Here is an 18,672-nt window from a genome sequence, read left to right as displayed (position 1 = left end):
GTAGTCGGAAGAATCCCGAAAGGTGGATTTCTTCCGACTTTTTTTATTTCCCGAATCAGGTTTTTTATTTGAGTCTGATCCACCTATTTTTGCTGCCTGATTATAAGCAAGCAGTCAAATTATAAAAATGGTAGATGCAATTTTAGGCCTCCAGTGGGGCGATGAAGGGAAGGGCAAAATCGTTGATTATTTCGCTCCTCAATACGATATCATCGCGCGCTTCCAGGGAGGCCCGAACGCCGGACATACACTCTATGTGGAGGGTAAAAAAGTAGTATTACACCAGATCCCTTCCGGTGTGTTTCATGAAAATACCATCAACCTGATTGGCAATGGTGTGGTGCTGGATCCCGTAACGCTGAAAAGAGAATGTGAAACGGTAAAAAGTTTTGGGGTGGATGTGCGTAAGAATATGTTTATCTCTCATCGCACGCACCTCATCCTGCCTACACATCGCGCATTGGATAAGGCTTCTGAATTGCAAAAAGGAAACGATAAGATCGGCTCTACCTTGAAAGGTATTGGTCCTGCCTATATGGATAAAACCGGTAGAAACGGTTTGCGTGTGGGAGATCTGCTCGATAAAAACTTTACCACTTCCTATATTCGGTTACGGCTGAAACACCAGCGTTTGCTGGATAATTTTAATTTCCAGGAAGATATCACTGCATGGGAGGAAGAATTCTTTGAAGCAATTGAATTCCTGCGCAGCCTGAATGTGGTGAATGGAGAATATTTCATCAACGAACAAATGGCAGCCGGTAAAAAAGTACTGGCAGAAGGCGCTCAGGGCAGTATGCTGGATATTGATTTCGGAACCTTCCCCTTTGTTACATCTTCCAACACTACTACCTCCGGTGTATGTAATGGACTGGGTGTGGCCCCGCAGAAAATCCGTGAAGTGATGGGGGTAACAAAAGCCTATTGTACACGTGTAGGCAGCGGACCTTTCCCAACTGAACTGATGGATGAAACTGGCGAAGAATTGCGCAAACTGGGCAACGAATTTGGTGCCACTACCGGACGTCCCCGCCGTTGCGGATGGATTGACCTGGTAGCCCTGAAATATGCCTGCATGATTAATGGTGTTACCAAAGTAATTATGACCAAGGCAGATGTTTTGGACCAATTCAAGGAACTCCAGGTTTGTACGGCTTATGAAGTGGATGGTAAGGAAACGCCCTATATTCCTTTCCAGATGACCCGTCACCAGATCAAACCTGTGCTGAAGTCATTTGCAGGATGGAACCAGGATACCAGTCAGTTGAAAAATCCGGCGGATTTACCTGTATCCATGAAAGAATATGTCTCCTTCATCAATAAGTTTGTAGGTGCAGACGTTAGTCATATTTCTAACGGACCTGGTCGCGATCAGATTGTTACCTTGTAAATCTGATGAGCGCTAAAAATTATTAGTTGAAAATTTGGCTATTTAACAAGAACGCTGAAAATTTACAATGTAATCCCTTTTGTGCTATGGCTGCTAAATCTGATAAGGAAAAAAAGACTACCCCGAAGGCTTCATCCAGTGATGAGCCGGTAAAGAAAACTTCTTCAAAATCCAAGAAAAAAATGGAAGACGAGGAGGATGAGCTGGAAGATGAGGAGGAAACTCCAAAAGCTTCCAAGAAAGCATCCAAATCGGCGAAATCCAAAAAAGACGAGGATGATGAGGAGGAGGAAGAAGATACGGATGATCTGGAGGATGATGATTGGGAAAAAGTAGAAGAAGAGGACGATTGGGATCCTGATTTTGAGGAATTCGATCTGCCTAAATCAAAAACCAAAAAGAGTACCGGAACCAAGAAGCCTGGTAAAGAAGAGGATGATCTGGGTCTTGATGATGACTTTAAAGACCTTGATCTTTTCAATGACTCCGGTTTCGATGATGAAGAGGACGACTTCTAATGTCAACTGAAATATTGCTGCATGGCAGAACATTCAGGGTCTACACCATTGAACAACTGCCAGCACTGAAATTGCAAATGTTGAACTGGGCCAACCCGTTCAACATTTGTTGCTTTATGGACAATCATGGTTACCAGGAAAGCCTGCACAGCTATGAATGCCTGTTAGCAGCTGGTTCATGGAAAAAATTCTCAGAAAAGGCAGGAACCGCGTTGCCTGCTCTCCGTCTATTTTTGAAAGAGAATTCCGACTGGACTTTCGGCCACCTTGGTTTTGGCATGAAAGCGGAAACCATAAAAAGTTCTACACAACTGCCTGATCCAATCGGATTTGCCGATTGCAGTTTTTTTGTTCCGGATACACTTGTTCTGGTAAGAGAAAATAACTTGTTGATCAGTAGTTATTCCATGGAGGCTGAGCTGGTTTACCGGCAGCTCATGGATAGTCCGCGTCAATTGGATACTCAGGGTCCTTCAGCAACTCTTGAGGCCGTTATGAGCGCTGAAGATTACATCCGGAGAGTGGAAGCTTTAAAAGCGCATATCCATCGGGGTGACTGTTATGAAATCAATTTCTGCCAGGAGTTCCGGGCGAAAAATGCAATCATCGATCCCATTGCTGTTTTTAATAAACTGGTTTCAATTTCACCCAATCCCTATTCTGTTTTCTACAGGTGGGAAAACCGCTATCTGATGTGTGCAAGCCCGGAACGATTCTTTAAAATGGAAGGAGGAAAAATCTGGTCGCAACCCATCAAAGGAACAGCTCCCCGCTATGCTGATCCGGAAAGAGATGCGCGTTCCGCTGAAGAACTTGTAGCCAGTGAAAAAGAACGTTCGGAAAATGTGATGGTGGTTGACCTGGTGAGAAATGATCTGTCCATGATCTGTAAACCAGGAACGGTCGAGGTGGATGAACTTTTTGGAATTTACAGTTTTCCCCAGGTGCATCAAATGATCTCTACCATATCCGGCCAATTGCAGGAGGGTATTGACCTGGTGGACGTGTTGCAGGCAATCTTTCCAATGGGATCCATGACAGGAGCACCCAAAAAGCGAGTCCTTGAATTAATTGAGGAATATGAGCTGGTTCAACGGGGCATATTTTCCGGCGCAGTAGGTTATTGTACGCCGGATGGTAGAGCTGATTTTAATGTGGTTATCCGGAGCCTCATGTATAATCAGGAGGACCGGTATTTATCCTGCCAGGTTGGCTCCGGCATTACCTGGTACGCGGATGCAGCCAGGGAATACGAGGAATGCCTGCTTAAAGTGGCAGCCATCCGTAAAGCATTAGAGCCAATAAGATAATCCGACTTCTGATTTATTTGCCGGGACTGCTCATGACAGCGGTGGAGGAAAGTAGCAACTGGACAGATTCCTGAAGTATGGAATATTTGTGGGCATTGAATAACTCCATTTTATCAGCCGGTAATTTCATTTCATATGCATTGCCTGATGTTGACATAACACGATCAAAGTCGGGATTGTAACGATTGAAATCGGTTATGTCCATCAAAATATGCTTGGCAATAACTACAGATTGATATTTTCCGGCAACTGATTGGGAACGTGCAGAAGCTTCCTCTTCCTGTGTGAGTTTCCTGATGTAAGCGTACAACCCATCACCATAATGGTCGCGGGTTTCTGCTTTTGTTAATGTTGTTAGTCCGCCTTGTCCTTCAAACACATAGTGAGTGCCAATAAATTTCTTTACGTGTTTTCTGGTTTCGGCAGGCAGGTGGTACTGAAGATCCCAGAAATTACGGCTGCCACTGCGGGCAATAGCTTTCTGTACATTGCCCGGACCTGCATTATAGGCAGCAATCACCAACAGCCAGTCGCCATATATTTTATAAAGATCTTTAAGGTATTTGGCTGCAGCGTGTGTGCTTTTTACATAGTTGGTGCGCTCATCAACTGATTTATTCACTTTCAGTCCCAATCGGATGGCTGTACCCCGCATGAACTGCCAGGGACCAACCGCCCCCGCATGGGATACGGCGTTTGATTTCAATTTGGATTCAATTACAGCCAGGTACTTCAATTCCCTTGGTAAGCCATATTGTACCATGATGCCATCAATCATATTGAAATAGGGTAGTGCCCATTCTTTCATGGCATGCAAGGATTTGCCATAGGACTGAACATAATCCTGTACAAAACTCACTGCTCTTGGATTCAGTTTGGGAGAACCGATAATAGTGCCGGTTTCTTCGAAAAGATTTCTGATAGTGGAGGGGGTTTCCATCTCGACCGCCGTTGATGCTACAGCCGGTTGAGCGGATTTATCTATAAGGGTGGTATCTGCATTGTTTTTTTCAGGTACGATCGGTTGATCCGCATTTTGGGCGAATCCACTAGTTTGGGTACCGAAGAACAGGCATCCCGCCAACAGAAATTGTTTCATGTTCCAGACTTTGGTTAACAACTAAAACAGTTTCTCACAGAGATTTTTGGCGCATTTTCAAGGGATGGACAGATACAATTGCTACACCAGTGACGCTGAAACCTGGAGCAAAGATAGCTCCTCGAATCGGTTTGTCATAACCTGGAGGCTAAATGGCATGCCATTACTGTGCCAAAAAATTGGGAGGGAGATAGCTGGAAGGCCTGTCAGATTGGCAAAAACGGTGTAAATATCACCGAGGTACATGGCGATCGGATCGTCTTTTTTCTCGCCGAAACGGAAGGCCGGAGTTGGCGCTGTTGGACCTAAGATTGCATCAAAGTCTTTGAATATCAATTGTGTTTGGTCGAATAAGCGGCGTCTTACCTGTTGGGCTTTGGTAAAGTAAGCATCGTAGTATCCGGCACTCAGTACAAAGCTGCCAAGCAGGATGCGGCGCCTTACTTCGGGACCAAATCCTTCGGATCGGTTTTGTGCATAAAAATCTGCTAAATCCTCCACCGGCTGCTTGTTGCGGTGGCCATACCGAACACCGTCAAAGCGGGAGAGGTTGGAAGAAGCTTCTGCGGTGGTGAGGATATAATAGGTAGGAACAATATAATCCAGTAGTGGGAATTCGACAGCCTCTACCTGGTGACCTGCTGTTTTCAGTGCTTCGAATTTATTGACCAGGGCAGCTTTGATTTCCGGATCCAGAGATGGATGTTCTACTGCATCCCGGAAATAAGCGAATTTGTATGGCTTTTCTGGTGCCTTAAGTTCTTTTGAATAGGCTGGAACCGGAACAGGAGAGCTGGTGCTATCAAATGCATCGGCACCGGCAATGGTTTCAAGTACAAGCGCTGCATCTTCGATGTTTTTCGAAAAAATGCCTACCTGGTCGAATGATGAAGCATAGGCAATCAGGCCATAACGGCTGATCCGGCCATAGCTGGGTTTTAAGCCATAGACACCGGTAAAGTCAGCGGGTTGGCGAACAGAACCTCCTGTATCGGAACCCAGGCTAACCATACAGAGTCCGGCTTGCACAGCAACGGCAGATCCTCCAGAGGAGCCTCCGGGAACCCGGTCATTATCCAGTGCATTAAGCGTTGGACCGAATGCGGAATTCTCATTGGATGATCCCATGGCAAATTCATCGCAATTCAATCGGCCAATGATGATAGCACCTGCCTCCATGAGGCGCTCAATGCAGGTTGCGGAATAGGGGGCTTTAAAACATTCCAGCATTCGGGATGCGGCTGAAACTACATGGCCTTCATAACATAAAACATCTTTTATGCCCACCACAACGCCAAAAAGAGGGGGAAAGGGTTGTTCGATGGGTTTGTTCCGGTCGAGTTGTGCTGCCCGTTCCAGTGCCTCCGCTTCGAATACTTCTATGTAGGCATTCAGATGCTGTTGCTGGCGGATTTGCTGCAAATAAAACTCCACTACTGATAAACAGGTAGTGGAGCCATCGTTTAATTCCTTATGATATTGAGCTATCGATTCAAATACAAACAATGCCACGCTAATTTCTTTGGTTCAACGCTTGCGTAACGGGAATCCAACGCTTATTGCTGGGGAGAAGTAGTTTTATCTTTCTCTTTAATGCCCTGTTCAATTTCTTCCTTCACATTGTTCTTTGCATCGTTGAACTCACGGATACCACGGCCCAGCCCACGCATCAGTTCCGGAATCTTTCTTCCACCAAATAACAGCAATACCACCAGGATGATCAGGATCCACTCACTGCCCCCTGGCATCGAAATCATTAATAATTGATTAGCTACTAACATGCTAAGATTGATTTTGTAGTATGTAAAGATACGGTTTTATACCAGCATTAGATTTGAACATAAAAAAAACCGCCAAAAGGCGGTTTACTATGTTTAAAGCGTATTGCTTATTTAGCAACTGCCATTTTCTTTTCCTTGATACGAGCACTCTTACCACTACGCTCACGCAGAAAATAAAGTTTTGCTCTGCGTACTTTACCTACTTTGTGAACAGCGATAGAATCGATGTTCGGGCTGAACAGGGGGAAAGTTCTTTCAACTCCCACGCCGTCAGAAATCTTACGAACAGTAAAGGTTTGGGTAGTACCCTGGCCCTGACGTTTGATCACATCCCCTTTAAAGCTCTGGATACGCTCCTTATTACCTTCTACAATTTTATAGTTTACAGTCACGTTATCGCCCGCTTTGAATTTAGGAAATTCTCTTTTGGGGGTTAATTGCTCGTGAACAAATGCTACTGCGTTCATGACGTTCTTTTTTTAATCGGACGGCAAAGGTAAGAGAAAGATTGTGAATATTCAAAAGTAAAATAAAAAAATGCTACCTCGCTACATTCACCGCTCTCTTCTCCCGGATTACTGTTACCCGTATCTGACCCGGGAAGGTCATTTCGGTCTGGATTTTCTGGGCAATTTCAAAGCTGAGGCGGTCACTATCGGCATCGGTTACCTTATCGGCTTCCACAATTACCCGTAACTCACGACCCGCCTGGATCGCATAGGCTTTTTCAACACCCTGATAAGCCATCGCCATATTTTCAAGATCCTTGATCCGCTGCAGGTATTGCTGCATGATTTCCCTTCTGGCTCCGGGACGAGCGCCGCTGATGGCGTCACAAGCCTGTACAATGGGAGAAATCACGTATTGCATTTCCATTTCATCGTGGTGGGCTCCGATGGCATTTACAACCGCCGGGTTCTCACCGTATTTTTCAGCCAGTTTAGCTCCCAGCAGGGCGTGGCTCAGTTCAGATTCCTCATCCGGAACTTTACCTATATCGTGCAGAAGTCCGGCTCTTTTTGCCAGTTTAGGATTCATGCCCAGTTCGGAAGCCATGATCGCACAAAGATTTGCCACTTCGCGGCTGTGCATCAGCAGGTTCTGGCCATAAGAAGAACGGAAGCGCATTTTACCTACAATCCGAACCAGTTCTTTGTGCAGGCCGTGGATTCCAAGTTCAATTACGGTACGGTCGCCGATTTCCATTACCTGCTCCTCAATCTGACGGCGGGTTTTTTCCACCACCTCTTCAATACGGGCCGGGTGAATCCGTCCATCTGTTACCAGTCGCTGTAAACTCAGGCGGGCAATTTCCCTGCGCAGTGGGTCAAAGGAAGACAGGATGATGGCTTCCGGGGTGTCATCCACAATCAGGTCTACACCGGTTGCGGCTTCCAGGGCGCGGATATTACGGCCTTCGCGACCGATAATCTGTCCTTTGATCTCATCACTCTCCAGGTTGAAAACCGTGATGGAGTTTTCAATTGCCTGCTCAGCGGCGGTCCGCTGGATTGTCTGGATAATGATCTTACGGGCTTCCTTATTGGCTTTTTGCTTCGCGTCGTCGATGATTTCCTGCTGCACCGCAATAGCTTGTGTTTGGGCTTCCTTCTTAAGGCTTTCTACCAACTGCGCTTTTGCTTCATCTGCTGTGAGTCCGGCAATTTTTTCCAGTCTGCGAATGTGTTCTTCCTGATGCTTTTCCAGTTCGGTGCGCTTGATGTTTACCAGCTCAATCTGGCGGTTAAGATTTTCTTTAATCGCTTCATTTTCCTTAATCTGCTTGTCCAGGTTGGACTCCTTCTGGTTGATGCTTACCTCTTTCTGCTTGGCCCTGTTTTCAAGATCGCTGAGTTTGCGATTCCGATCCAATACTTCTTTGTCGTGTTCTGCTTTTAGTTGAACGAATTTTTCCTTGGCCTCCAGTATTTTTTCCTTTTTCAGGGTCTCGGCCTGTAATTGTGCATCTTTTACAAGTTTCTGTGCCTGGTTTTCTGCATCGAGGATTTTTTGCTGAGTATTTGCTTTAAAAATAAATTTTCCTGCCACTATGCCCACTACTAGTGCAAGTATGGCAACAATCAATAGTATGATGGTTTCGTTCATTGATGGATTGTTTTAATCTTTTTTCAATCGTGTCTTTCGGTCGTCTATCGCTCATAACTGGTTGAATAAGACGCTAATTCGCGAAAATACGAATTCAAAGCATAAAAGGTTGCAGCTTTTCCGATCTGGCCGTAAATTGGATGAAAGAATCCATGATGAAGCGCTTTAAAATGGCACTGGGACTCGTGTTTTGCTGTTCCGCACTCTGGGCCCAGGATCAATCCTTCAATCTCCAGGGGAGTTTCTCCCGAATTCAAAACATACCCCAAAAGCTGTACTTGCAATATGCGTTGGGCGACAAATGGATCAAAGACAGCTGTGAGGTAACCAATGGGAATTATTTTTTTTCCGGGAAACTGAAGGAGCCCACCCTGGCCAGTTTATCTGGTTCATCGCAGGTAATCGGTCTGTTTTTGGAACCAGGTACCATTCGGATTTTACATGCCGATACCATCACGAATCTGAGGGTCTATGGATCCCTGGCACAGCTTGATTACATGGAATTGGAAAAAGCGGCAGCCCCGTACAGGTATCGGCTGGATACCCTGTATGAGCAATTCAGCAAACTGAGGGGGAAACGTGATACTGCCGGAATAGCCCGGATCGAGGCGGAGATCACGGCAGTTGCGAATGAACACCGCGAGCAAGTGTACGGAAAATTTGCCGCGAACAACCCGAATTCCCCGGTGGCACTTTATGCCTTAACTGAATTTGCCGGCATTGAAACGGATCCTGAGAAAGTGGAGCCCCTCTTTTTAAAACTGGCTCCTTCGATTCGTAACTACCCATCTGCTCAGGCACTTCGACAAAAAATAGATTTCGCCAGGGCTACCTCCATCGGTAGAATAGCTCCTGAGTTTACGCTTCCCGATACAATTGGACAACCGGTTTCTCTTTCCTCCCTTCGGGGCAGGTACTTATTGCTCGATTTCTGGGCATCCTGGTGTGGTCCCTGCCGGTATGAAAATCCTAACCTGGTGGCTGCCTATTCCAAATTCAAGGAAAAAGGATTTGATATCCTTGGGATTTCACTTGATCAGCCCAATGGCAGGGCCGCCTGGTTAAAAGCTATTCGGGATGATAAACTGGCCTGGCGCCAGGTTTCGGATCTGAAGTACTGGAATAATGAAGCGGCACTTCTTTATGGGATCAATGCCATCCCGCAGAATTTTCTGCTCGATCCGGAGGGCAGGATCATTGCCCGGAATCTGCGGGGAAAGGAGCTGCTTGAAAAGCTGGGCGAACTCCTTCCGGAATAAAAAAGAAACTCCATTAAGAAAAAGGCTTATCCCTGCTTGATTTTATCCAGAAACTGTTCCATTTGCTCCAGCTTTTCCTCAATAGCGCGGGTATCCAGCTGTGATCGGGTGGAAGAACTTTGCTCAGTGGCATACCATACCAATACCATCGCTATATAGTCCTGCATGTCTTTGGCTGAAAACTGGGTTTTGAACTCCAGTATCTTCTCATTGATGAGCTTTACCGTTGCCCGGACCGCCTCCTCATCCTGCATCCGGATCTTAATCCGGTAGGTGCGGTCACCAATTACAATATTGGCGGGAATCAACTGGTCTGCCATGGCTTATTCATTTAAAAGAGCAATACATTGCTCAATTTCTTTAAGGTATTGATTGATTCTTTTCTCCAACGCTTGTCGATCTGCATCACTCATCGAAGCCGGCCGGGTAGCACGAACTACTTCCAATTGACGTTCCAGTTCTTCAATTCTGGCCTGCTGCAAACGATCTTTTTCCTGCAGGAGTTGAAAGGTCTGTTGCAGCCGATCCTGTTCCTTTTTCGCCTGGGAATACTGCTTTTGCAGCTCTGCCAGTTTATCCTGGATCCGGTTGATATGGTCTAGTAGTGCCTGCATCAGGATTTCCGGATTTCTGCCCCGGTTTCTTTTTCCAGCGATTGAATCAGTTTCTGCATAAGAGCATCAATCTCTTTATCCGTCATGGTTTTTTCCTCATCAAGGAAAGAAAAGTTAATGGCCACTGATTTTTTATCAGCACCCAGTTTGTCGCTTTCAAACAGGTCAAACAACCGGTAACCGGCAAGTTTCGGAAGATTTGTTTTCCGAATGGCTGCTTCAATGGTGCCATAGGCCACGGATCGATTTACCAGCATGGCCAGGTCTCTTTCTACCGCAATTTGGCGGGGCAGTTCCCGGAATACCAGTTTTTTGGAACCAGCGAGCGTCACTACCGTGGCCCAATCAAGATCAACCATAAATACCGGCAGTTTAATGTCAAACTGAATCATTTTGGCTTTGGAAATCTGACCAATTGTACCAATCTTTTCTTTGCCTGCATATACCTCAAATCCGGGCTGTAATCCGGGAAGATTTGTTTCCTGTAATTTGAGTGCATTTAAACCGAGCGATGCAGATAAACGGGCCAGTACTCCTTTCAACGCAAATAAATCCGCTGGTTGTGCTTCAGTTCGCCAGGATCCTTCTGAATATAAACCGCTCAGGTAGATACAGCAATGCATTTGTTCCCTGTAATTGCCAATTCCTGTTGTTGAATAAGTTTTCCCGAATTCAAACAAACGCAACTGGTCATTCTTTCGGTTATGGTTGTACGAAATCACTTCCATTGCTGTTTCCATCATGGAGGGGCGCAGTATATTCAATTCGGCAGAAAGGTTGTTCAGCATTTTGACTGTTCCAGCCAACTGCTCTTCTGTGTAGTAAGCACTGTTAGTGATGGAGTTGGTCAGGATTTCCCTGAAGCCGGAACCTGCCAGGTACTGGGCAATCTTTTCTTTCAGCTTACCATCAACATCATTTTCAACAGAGGGAGTGATCGTGATAGCTTGTGGAATTTCCACGTTATCCAGGCCATCGATTCGTAAAATTTCTTCCACGATATCCGCCGGCAGGGAGATATCCGGTTTATGATAGGGTACTGCCAGTCTTAGTTCATCGATGCTGTCTTTTATTACTTCGAAGCCAAGCGCTTCGAGAATTTTTTTGATAGTATCGGGGTGATAGCTTTTACCGCTGAGTTTTTTCAGGTAGTGGTATTTGATGGCTACCTGTTTTTTTTCTTCCTGGTTCGGGTATACATCCACGATATCGGATGAAATAGTGCCACCTGCCAGTTCTTTAATTAAAAGGGCCGCTCTTTTCAGGGCATAGAGAGTTTGCGAAACATCCACCCCTTTCTCAAAACGGGTAGCAGCATCCGTGCGCAGGCCATGCCGGAAGGAGGTTTTGCGAATTCGGCTGGGATGGAACCAGGCGGATTCAAGGAATACATTTTGGGTTTCGTTGGTAACACCACTTCCCAGACCGCCAAAAACTCCGGCAATACACACCGGGTTGACTGCATCGCAAATCATAATATCTGTTGCATCCAGTTTGCGTTCCTTACCGTCCAGGGTTACAAATGGGGTGTCCTGTTTTACCTGCTGTACGATAATTTTGCCGCCCTGTAAGGCTGAAGCATCAAACGCATGAAGAGGCTGACCGGTTTCATGCAACACGAAATTGGTGATGTCCACTATATTATTGATAGGACGTAATCCGATTGATAAAAGCCGGTTTTTCAGCCACTCAGGTGATTCAGCAACCGTGATACCGGTAATACTTACCCCCGAATAGCGCTGACATCCTTCAGTATCGAGCAATTCTACCTGGATAGGAAGCGATTGGTCCTGGGCTTTAAAACTGTTGACAGAAACCGGACGAAGCTGCAATTCTTTTTTATCGTGATGGGTCAGGTAGGCGCAAACATCCCTGGCTACACCCATATGACTCATGGCATCCATCCGGTTGGGGGTAAGACCTATCTCGTAAATAATATCGGTATAAACCGGGAAATGCTGGCTGGCGGGAGTGCCTGCTTTCAGGTTGTCTGGTAGAACCAGGATGCCGCCATGATCCGGCCCCAATCCAATCTCGTCTTCCGCACAAATCATTCCCTGGCTTTCTTCTCCCCGAATTTTTGCCAGTTTCATTGTAAGGGGATCACCATTAAAAGGATAAATGGTGGTACCCACAGGTGCCACCACAACGGTTTGTCCAACCGCTACGTTGGGAGCTCCACAAACGATGGAAAGTGGATTTTCGGCGCCGATTTCCACTTTGGTCAGAGATAGTTTATCTGCATTGGGGTGACGTTCACAGGCCACCACTTTTCCTATTACAAGTCCCTTTAAACCTCCCCTGATAGATTCATAGGGAGACATACTTTCTACTTCGAGTCCTATTGAAGTAAGAATGCGCGACAACCGTTCGGGGTCAACCGAAACGGGTAGATATTCACTCAGCCAGTTATACGAAATCGTCATGTAGGTAATTATCAATTAAGAACGCAAATATAACAGATTGTGCAGGCATCCTTCAGCACTTCTTCAGCATGTTCCACTGGTCGCCAACTGAAGTTTGGCGGATGCGTGAAACAGTAGTGAAACCGATGCTTTTTGAAAAAAAAGGTGATTTTACTGTTTTTTTCAAATGCGTGAAACAGTTGCCTGCATTGTATTTGAGTTGTTTTATCAAAATGCTGGTTTTGCCACAATGCTCTTCCTGCTTGATTTTTGCGCGATTTCATGAACTTCAAAACCGGTCAAAATCGCCGCAAACGCCATCCTGGTAATTCTAGTATCTGGCCAACGATCCGACCCAAAATCTTTGTTCACAACCGGTGTGAATAAAGAGTGCTATATCAAGGAAAACTTTTTTAAATTGTGTATATACCACCTTTGGGCGTGGATAACCGTCTGATAGCTGTGGATAAACCCCTGCATTACTTTAGCAAAACTAAACGGTTTAAAAAATTTTTTCGAAGTTGGGAGGGGGTCTATATTCGCCGTCCTGATTATGGGTGTTAACACCTGATTCACGATTTCATAATGTTCTGGTAACGTTGCAAAGTTCAAATGGATATCACTAATCTAAATAAGGACCGAAAAAACAGGCGCAAGGGTACCCTTGACCTGAGCACCATGGTGTATGGAAAAGTACCTCCCCAGGCCAAAGATCTTGAGGAAGCCGTACTGGGTGCCATTATGCTGGAGAAAACTGCTTTTGATACCGTTGTGGAAATTCTAAAGCCCGAATGTTTTTATGTGGATTCGCATCAGCGCATTTTTCGGGCCATGCAGGCATTGTCCCAAAAGAGTCAGCCCATCGATATTCTCACAGTGGTGGAAGAGCTCCGTAAGCGGGAGGAACTGGAAATGGTAGGGGGGCCTTATTATGTCACCAAACTCACCAATACTGTTGTTTCTTCTGCCAATATAGATGCTCACTCCCGGATCATTCTTCAGAAATTTATTCAGCGTGAACTCATTCGGATCAGCGGTGAAGTAATTGCGGATGCTTATGAAGATTCTACGGATGTATTCGATCTGCTGGATGCGGCGGAGAGCAAACTCTTCGATATAACCAATAATCACCTTCGGAAAGATTATAATTCCATTGATTCTGTACTTGTTCAGGCGGTTCAGCGAATTGAAGACCTGCGCAATCAGACAGAAGATATTTCAGGTGTCCCTTCTGGTTTCCCCAGCATTGACAAAGTTACTTTTGGCTGGCAGAAAACGGATTTGATCATCCTGGCTGCACGTCCCGCTGTGGGTAAAACTGCATTCGCGCTGAATCTTGCCCGTAATGCAGCCTTGAATCCTACCCGTCCAACTGCGGTGGCGGTATTCAGCCTTGAGATGAGTGCGGGCCAGTTGGTACAACGTATCCTTTCCGCAGAGTCTGAAATCTGGCTGGAGAAAATCAGTCGGGGTAAACTGGAAGAGTATGAAATGAAACAACTCTATGCCAAGGGTATTCAGCGGTTATCAGAGGCCAAAATCTTTATAGATGATACTGCTGCGCTGAATATTTTTGAATTGCGCGCCAAATGCCGCCGTCTGAAGAACAAACACGATCTCGGACTGATTATCATCGACTACCTGCAGTTAATGAGTGGTGCCGGTGGTAATACCAACCGGGAACAAGAGATCTCCCAGATTTCCCGCTCGCTCAAGCAACTGGCGAAAGAACTGGAAGTTCCCATTATTGCTCTTTCCCAGTTGAGCCGTGCGGTGGAAACCCGTAAGGAAGGCAATAAGATGCCGCAGTTGAGTGATCTCCGGGAATCGGGTGCCATCGAACAGGATGCGGATATGGTAATGTTTATTTATCGTCCTGAATATTATGATCTCAATGCGAATGAAAACGGCGAAAGTGTGAAGGGAGAAACCCATGTGCGGATCGCGAAACACCGGAATGGTTCGCTGGAAACGATCAAACTGCGCGCCATGCTGCATATCCAGAAATTTGTGGATGAGGGCATTGAAGGTGGAGATGGCGCTCCTGCTGGTCAGTTACCGAGCGGTTGGAAACCCATTGGTTCTGCCGGTGGAGGTGGTGCGATGGGGCCGGGCCCGGATATGGGAAGCGGCTATCGCCAGATCGGCAGCCGTATGAACGATGTTCCCTTTGATGATGATGAAACACCGTTCTAATGGCGCTTCCCTTTTTTTATCTCAGCACGTATGAAGGGGCTACACAGTTTCAACTGGATGAAGGCAATTCACGGCATGCGATTGCTGTTTTGCGTATGAAGGAAGGCGAAGAACTGCTGCTGACCAACGGGAAAGGATTGATCTTACGGTGCCGTATAACCGAAGCGCATAAAAAAAGAGCGGGTGTTGAGGTACTTCATACTGATCAGGAGACTGATCTGCGTCCCAATGTAACCATTGCAATTTCTCCCGTAAAAAATAATACACGTTTTGAATGGTTCCTGGAGAAAGTAACGGAGATCGGTATTCAAAGAATAATTCCGGTGATTGCACATCGAACCGAAAAACAGCAATTCCGCCGGGAGCGAATGCAGCAAATCCTGATTAGTGCCATGCTGCAGAGCCAACAGGCATGGATACCCGAACTCACCCAGCCGCTACGATATAATGACTTGTTACAACTGGATGGATGCAAACGTAAATGGATTGCGCATTGTCTGGAAACAGAACGAATATCGCTGCGGTCAGCTGCAGTACCCGGAGATAGCCAGCTCCTGTTGATTGGTCCGGAAGGAGATTTTACTCCGGAAGAAATTGAACTGGCAATTCAATCCGGTTTCGTGCCAGTAACATTGGGTAACACCCGGCTCCGAACGGAAACCGCCGGTGTGGTGGGCGCCACCCTGCTTTGTATTTCCTAGTATTACCTCGCCATATCGGAATAATCATCAGCAGTGCCTTTGTCAGCTGGTAATTTGGGTTCCCGAAGGGAAACCGGCGCCAATTTTGTCTTTTTCCTCATCGCCATGTTCAGCATTTCAACTCCCACAGAGAATGCCATTCCGAAATAGATGTAGTTTTTAAGGTGTAGTTCATGGGCAGCTTCACTATCCCATCCCTCGATAACAAGACTAAGGCCGATCATCACCAGGAAGGACAAGGCCAGCATTTTTAAGGTTGGGTGCTTGTGTATGAAACCGGAAATATTGGGGCTAAACCGGAACATCACAAACATGGCGATAATCACCGCCGCAATCATAATTTCTATGTGTTTGGCAGTGCCTCCGGCAGTTAGGATACTGTCAAAAGAAAACACTGCATCGAGTATAACAATTTGTACCATTGCCTGCGCAAACCCAAGTCCGGCTTTTTTTTCAGCTTTCTCTGTGGGATCATCTCCTTCCAGTTTGTGGTGAATTTCCTTTACGGATTTATAGATCAGGAACAGACCACCAAACAGCATTACCAGGCTGGCCAGGTCAAATCCTTTGCTGCCGATTGAAAACAGGTTTTTGCCTTTCTGCCCCAATAACCAGGTTAAACCAAACAACAGGGCACTGCGCATGATGATACCAATGATCATCCAGTACCTTCTCGCTTTTTTCTGGTCTTTTTCCTCGGGCAGGCGGTTCATGATGATACTTACAAAGATCACATTGTCGATTCCGAGTACTACTTCCAAAACAACCAGTATGATAAAACTGATGATGCTTTCGGTGGTTAACAGGTGTTCCATATCGGGGTTAAATACGTATTTAAATTGTTTTACAGATCTGCTTTGCAATAGTTGGGCCTGCATAGATAAATCCAGTCCATACCTGCACCAGGCAGGCACCAGCATTGATTTTCTCCTGTGCATCTGATCCCGTAAAAATGCCACCACTGGCAATTACGGGAATTTCATTCTCAGACTGCTGGCAAATATAACGTACCAATTCAGTGGCCCGCTCTTTTAGGGGGGCACCGCTCAATCCACCCGCGCCGATGTTTTCCAGTTCCTTCAGGTTGGTTTGCAAACCCTCCCTGGATATGGTCGTGTTGCTCACTACTAAACCATCCAACTGGATTTCCCTGGCCAGCTCCACCACATCATCCACCTGCTCGCGCGTTAAATCAGGAGCAATTTTCAGGAAAATGGGTTTGGGGTGGGGCTGTTGTGCATTGATGGTTTGGAGGTGAGATAAAATTTTATGCAAAGCGTCTTTTTCCTGCAGCGCTCTCAATCCAGGGGTGTTGGGAGAACTTACATTCACCACAAAATAATCAACCACATCAAATAATTCCCGGAAACAGATTTCATAATCTTTCCAGGCATCTTCATTCGGGGTGACTTTATTTTTCCCAATATTACCACCCACAATCAGCCGGGGTGATCCTTCTTTAATAAAGGACTGAGCCAATTTCCAGTTCTTCAATCGCTCTGCTACTACTTTTACGCCGTCGTTATTAAATCCCATCCGGTTGATCAGGGCCTTGTCTTTAGGCAGGCGAAAGAGTCGGGGTTTGGGATTTCCTTCCTGTGGTTGCGGGGTAACTGTTCCGATCTCCACAAAACCGAAACCAAGTAATTCCAATTCTCTCAGGTATCTGGCATTTTTATCAAAGCCTGCTGCGAGTCCTACTCCATTTTTGAATTCCAGCCCGAATGCTTTAACCGGTTTGGCCTGCTTAAAAGTAAAGTTCCGCTGTACCAGGCTGCGGACAAACGGTATCCCACAGAAAAATTGCAGGCTGTTCATCGAGAAATAGTGTGCTGTTTCAGCAGGTAACCAGAAAAGCAGGGTGCGTATAAAAGAATACATAAATCAAAAAAAAACCATTGCCGGGGGATTGCAAAAAAATCTTTTCCATCTACGCGGATTCTCCTAAATTTGGTGTAGAAGGTTGTCTATGCAACCAATTTGAAGTTAGAAGTATGAATTCTGAAGTATGAATTGATACTCCTTTCTAATTTACCATTCCTAATTCATGATTCCATGCAAGACGCTTACATCGTAGCTGGCTTTCGAACTGCAGTGACAAAATCCAAACGGGGAGGCTTTCGGTTTTACAGGCCGGATGACCTGGCGGTTGATCTGATCAAGGGGTTGATGGCCAGTGTACCGCAACTGGACCCCAAACGGGTAGATGATCTGATTGTAGGAAATGCAGTACCGGAAGCTGAACAGGGTTTACAAGTGGGCAGAATGATTTCGGTTCGAGCCCTGGGTATTGAAGTGCCGGGTATGACCGTCAACCGCTATTGCGCAAGTGGATTGGAAACCATCGCTATTGCAACGGCAAAGATCCGGTCGGGACAAGCTTCCTGCATTATTGCGGGAGGTACAGAGAGTATGAGTATGGTTCCCACAGCAGGTTGGAAAACAGTTCCTGCGTATAGTGTGGCAACTGAAAATCCTGATTATTACCTGAGTATGGGCTTAACGGCGGAGGCAGTGGCCAAAGAATTTTCCGTGAGCCGCGAAGCGCAGGATGAATTCTCCTATAACAGTCACCGCAAAGCCATTCATGCAATTGAAAACGGCTTTTTCAAACCAGGTATTCTACCCATGAAAGTGGAACAGGTTTACCTGGATGCCAAAGGTAAAAAACAGAAAAAGGAATACGTGGTGGATACGGATGAAGGTCCGCGTGCAGATACCAGCCTGGAAGCACTTGCCAAATTGAAACCTGCTTTCGCTGCAGGTGGAGTTGTTACAGCGGGCAATTCGTCCCAAACCAGCGACGGTGCAGCATTTGTGGTAGTGATGAGTGAATCCATGGTGAAAGAACTGGGGCTGCAGCCATTGGCCAGACTGGTAAGTTGCGCAAGCGCCGGTGTTCATCCCCGCATTATGGGAATCGGTCCGGTTGCTGCTATTCCCAAAGCGGTTCAGCAGGCAGGCTTGTCGCTTTCTCAGGTAGACCTCGTCGAATTAAACGAAGCATTCGCCAGTCAGGCGCTGGCAGTCATCCGAGAAGCCGGTCTGGATCCGGAGAAGGTCAATATCAATGGGGGAGCTATCGCCCTTGGGCATCCATTAGGTTGTACGGGTGCTAAATTAAGTATTCAATTAATTCATGATATGAAGCGACTCAATAAAAAATACGGAATGGTAACGGCCTGTGTAGGTGGAGGGCAGGGAATTGCCGGGATCATTGAAAATTTATAAACAGGTTAGGCTGTTCAGGTAGCTTTTTATTGAAAACGTCGGATTCTATCCGGCGTTTTCGT

Annotated in this window: 17 protein-coding genes; 7 read left to right on the top strand and 10 right to left on the bottom strand. The window is 46.1% G+C overall.

Annotated features, from left to right (window positions below):
* Nucleotides 1-127 precede the first annotated feature (127 nt).
* From L0U88_RS15840 to L0U88_RS15830, 3 genes are all read left to right on the top strand, one after another.
* Nucleotides 128-1,390, top strand: a complete 1,263-nt coding sequence (locus L0U88_RS15840) for an adenylosuccinate synthase (RefSeq protein WP_234867064.1) — start codon at nt 128-130, stop codon at nt 1,388-1,390.
* Nucleotides 1,391-1,476: 86 nt separating this feature from the next.
* A complete protein-coding gene (locus tag L0U88_RS15835) occupies nt 1,477-1,908 on the top strand; it encodes a hypothetical protein (RefSeq protein WP_234867063.1) in 432 nt (143 codons plus the stop codon).
* Nucleotides 1,908-3,218, top strand: a complete 1,311-nt coding sequence (locus tag L0U88_RS15830; RefSeq protein ID WP_234867062.1) for an anthranilate synthase component I family protein — start codon at nt 1,908-1,910, stop codon at nt 3,216-3,218. Before L0U88_RS15835 ends, L0U88_RS15830 begins: the two co-directional genes overlap by 1 nt.
* 13 nt (nt 3,219-3,231) lie before the next feature.
* On the opposite strand, the gene L0U88_RS15825 is transcribed toward L0U88_RS15830, so the two are convergent.
* The 5 genes from L0U88_RS15825 to rny form a co-directional block, all read right to left on the bottom strand.
* Nucleotides 3,232-4,317 carry a lytic transglycosylase domain-containing protein gene (locus L0U88_RS15825; protein WP_234867061.1) on the bottom strand — a complete coding sequence of 362 codons (1,086 nt, stop codon included), beginning with the start codon at nt 4,315-4,317 and terminating at the stop codon, nt 3,232-3,234.
* Nucleotides 4,318-4,398: 81 nt separating this feature from the next.
* Entirely contained in the window at nt 4,399-5,829 is a 1,431-nt protein-coding gene (gene gatA, locus L0U88_RS15820) for an Asp-tRNA(Asn)/Glu-tRNA(Gln) amidotransferase subunit GatA (RefSeq protein ID WP_234867060.1), read from the bottom strand.
* 44 nt (nt 5,830-5,873) lie between these two features.
* A complete protein-coding gene (locus tag L0U88_RS15815) occupies nt 5,874-6,098 on the bottom strand; it encodes a Sec-independent protein translocase subunit TatA/TatB (RefSeq protein WP_234867059.1) in 225 nt (74 codons plus the stop codon).
* A 107-nt stretch (nt 6,099-6,205) separates the two neighbouring features.
* Entirely contained in the window at nt 6,206-6,565 is a 360-nt protein-coding gene (gene rplS / locus L0U88_RS15810) for a 50S ribosomal protein L19 (RefSeq protein WP_234867058.1), read from the bottom strand.
* 73 nt (nt 6,566-6,638) lie between these two features.
* Nucleotides 6,639-8,204: a ribonuclease Y gene (gene rny, locus L0U88_RS15805; protein WP_234867057.1), complete on the bottom strand. Its 1,566-nt coding sequence runs from the start codon at nt 8,202-8,204 to the stop codon at nt 6,639-6,641.
* Nucleotides 8,205-8,344: 140 nt separating this feature from the next.
* Here rny and L0U88_RS15800 point away from each other — a divergent pair, with 140 nt between their 5' ends.
* Nucleotides 8,345-9,463, top strand: a complete 1,119-nt coding sequence (locus tag L0U88_RS15800; RefSeq protein WP_234867056.1) for a TlpA disulfide reductase family protein — start codon at nt 8,345-8,347, stop codon at nt 9,461-9,463.
* Between the two features lie 26 nt (nt 9,464-9,489).
* Here L0U88_RS15800 and L0U88_RS15795 read toward each other — a convergent pair whose 3' ends face one another.
* The 3 genes from L0U88_RS15795 to pheT are packed head-to-tail and all read right to left on the bottom strand — an operon-like array spanning nt 9,490 to nt 12,503.
* Entirely contained in the window at nt 9,490-9,783 is a 294-nt protein-coding gene (locus L0U88_RS15795; protein ID WP_234867055.1) for a cell division protein ZapA, read from the bottom strand.
* Between the two features lie 3 nt (nt 9,784-9,786).
* On the bottom strand, nt 9,787-10,077 hold the full coding sequence (locus L0U88_RS15790) for a hypothetical protein (RefSeq protein ID WP_234867054.1): 291 nt from the start codon (nt 10,075-10,077) through the stop codon (nt 9,787-9,789).
* Nucleotides 10,077-12,503 carry a phenylalanine--tRNA ligase subunit beta gene (gene pheT, locus L0U88_RS15785; protein WP_234867053.1) on the bottom strand — a complete coding sequence of 809 codons (2,427 nt, stop codon included), beginning with the start codon at nt 12,501-12,503 and terminating at the stop codon, nt 10,077-10,079. Before pheT ends, L0U88_RS15790 begins: the two co-directional genes overlap by 1 nt.
* 591 nt (nt 12,504-13,094) lie before the next feature.
* Here pheT and dnaB point away from each other — a divergent pair.
* On the top strand, nt 13,095-14,678 hold the full coding sequence (dnaB, locus tag L0U88_RS15780) for a replicative DNA helicase (RefSeq protein ID WP_234867052.1): 1,584 nt from the start codon (nt 13,095-13,097) through the stop codon (nt 14,676-14,678).
* Entirely contained in the window at nt 14,678-15,379 is a 702-nt protein-coding gene (locus tag L0U88_RS15775; RefSeq protein ID WP_234867051.1) for an RsmE family RNA methyltransferase, read from the top strand. Before dnaB ends, L0U88_RS15775 begins: the two co-directional genes overlap by 1 nt.
* Nucleotides 15,380-15,381: 2 nt before the next feature.
* Here the strand turns inward: L0U88_RS15775 and L0U88_RS15770 are convergent, their stop codons facing one another.
* Both L0U88_RS15770 and L0U88_RS15765 read right to left on the bottom strand, forming a co-directional pair.
* A complete protein-coding gene (locus L0U88_RS15770) occupies nt 15,382-16,194 on the bottom strand; it encodes a TerC family protein (RefSeq protein ID WP_234867050.1) in 813 nt (270 codons plus the stop codon).
* A gap of 19 nt (nt 16,195-16,213) precedes the next feature.
* The gene (locus L0U88_RS15765) at nt 16,214-17,260 is read right to left on the bottom strand and encodes a quinone-dependent dihydroorotate dehydrogenase (protein WP_234867049.1); all 1,047 of its coding nucleotides are present in this window, start codon (nt 17,258-17,260) and stop codon (nt 16,214-16,216) included.
* Between the two features lie 174 nt (nt 17,261-17,434).
* Here L0U88_RS15765 and L0U88_RS15760 point away from each other — a divergent pair, with 174 nt between their 5' ends.
* Nucleotides 17,435-18,610 (top strand): thiolase family protein, encoded by a 1,176-nt coding sequence (locus tag L0U88_RS15760; RefSeq protein WP_234867048.1) that lies wholly within the window; start codon nt 17,435-17,437, stop codon nt 18,608-18,610.
* Nucleotides 18,611-18,672 lie beyond the last annotated feature (62 nt).

This window comes from Flavihumibacter fluminis (genome assembly GCF_021491375.1).
Taxonomy (GTDB): domain Bacteria; phylum Bacteroidota; class Bacteroidia; order Chitinophagales; family Chitinophagaceae; genus Flavihumibacter; species Flavihumibacter fluminis.
This window is presented reverse-complemented; position numbering and strand designations above follow the sequence as displayed.

Coding starts and splice junctions, on each gene's coding strand:
- L0U88_RS15765 (WP_234867049.1), bottom strand. CDS start 17,260: ATGTATTCTTTTATACGCACCCTGCTTTTCTGGTTACCTGCTGAAACA.
- L0U88_RS15840 (WP_234867064.1), top strand. CDS start 128: ATGGTAGATGCAATTTTAGGCCTCCAGTGGGGCGATGAAGGGAAGGGC.
- L0U88_RS15795 (WP_234867055.1), bottom strand. CDS start 9,783: ATGGCAGACCAGTTGATTCCCGCCAATATTGTAATTGGTGACCGCACC.
- L0U88_RS15770 (WP_234867050.1), bottom strand. CDS start 16,194: ATGGAACACCTGTTAACCACCGAAAGCATCATCAGTTTTATCATACTG.
- L0U88_RS15835 (WP_234867063.1), top strand. CDS start 1,477: ATGGCTGCTAAATCTGATAAGGAAAAAAAGACTACCCCGAAGGCTTCA.
- L0U88_RS15830 (WP_234867062.1), top strand. CDS start 1,908: ATGTCAACTGAAATATTGCTGCATGGCAGAACATTCAGGGTCTACACC.
- L0U88_RS15760 (WP_234867048.1), top strand. CDS start 17,435: ATGCAAGACGCTTACATCGTAGCTGGCTTTCGAACTGCAGTGACAAAA.
- L0U88_RS15825 (WP_234867061.1), bottom strand. CDS start 4,317: ATGAAACAATTTCTGTTGGCGGGATGCCTGTTCTTCGGTACCCAAACT.
- L0U88_RS15775 (WP_234867051.1), top strand. CDS start 14,678: ATGGCGCTTCCCTTTTTTTATCTCAGCACGTATGAAGGGGCTACACAG.
- L0U88_RS15800 (WP_234867056.1), top strand. CDS start 8,345: ATGAAAGAATCCATGATGAAGCGCTTTAAAATGGCACTGGGACTCGTG.
- L0U88_RS15815 (WP_234867059.1), bottom strand. CDS start 6,098: ATGTTAGTAGCTAATCAATTATTAATGATTTCGATGCCAGGGGGCAGT.
- dnaB (WP_234867052.1), top strand. CDS start 13,095: ATGGATATCACTAATCTAAATAAGGACCGAAAAAACAGGCGCAAGGGT.
- rplS (WP_234867058.1), bottom strand. CDS start 6,565: ATGAACGCAGTAGCATTTGTTCACGAGCAATTAACCCCCAAAAGAGAA.
- rny (WP_234867057.1), bottom strand. CDS start 8,204: ATGAACGAAACCATCATACTATTGATTGTTGCCATACTTGCACTAGTA.
- L0U88_RS15790 (WP_234867054.1), bottom strand. CDS start 10,077: ATGCAGGCACTACTAGACCATATCAACCGGATCCAGGATAAACTGGCA.
- pheT (WP_234867053.1), bottom strand. CDS start 12,503: ATGACGATTTCGTATAACTGGCTGAGTGAATATCTACCCGTTTCGGTT.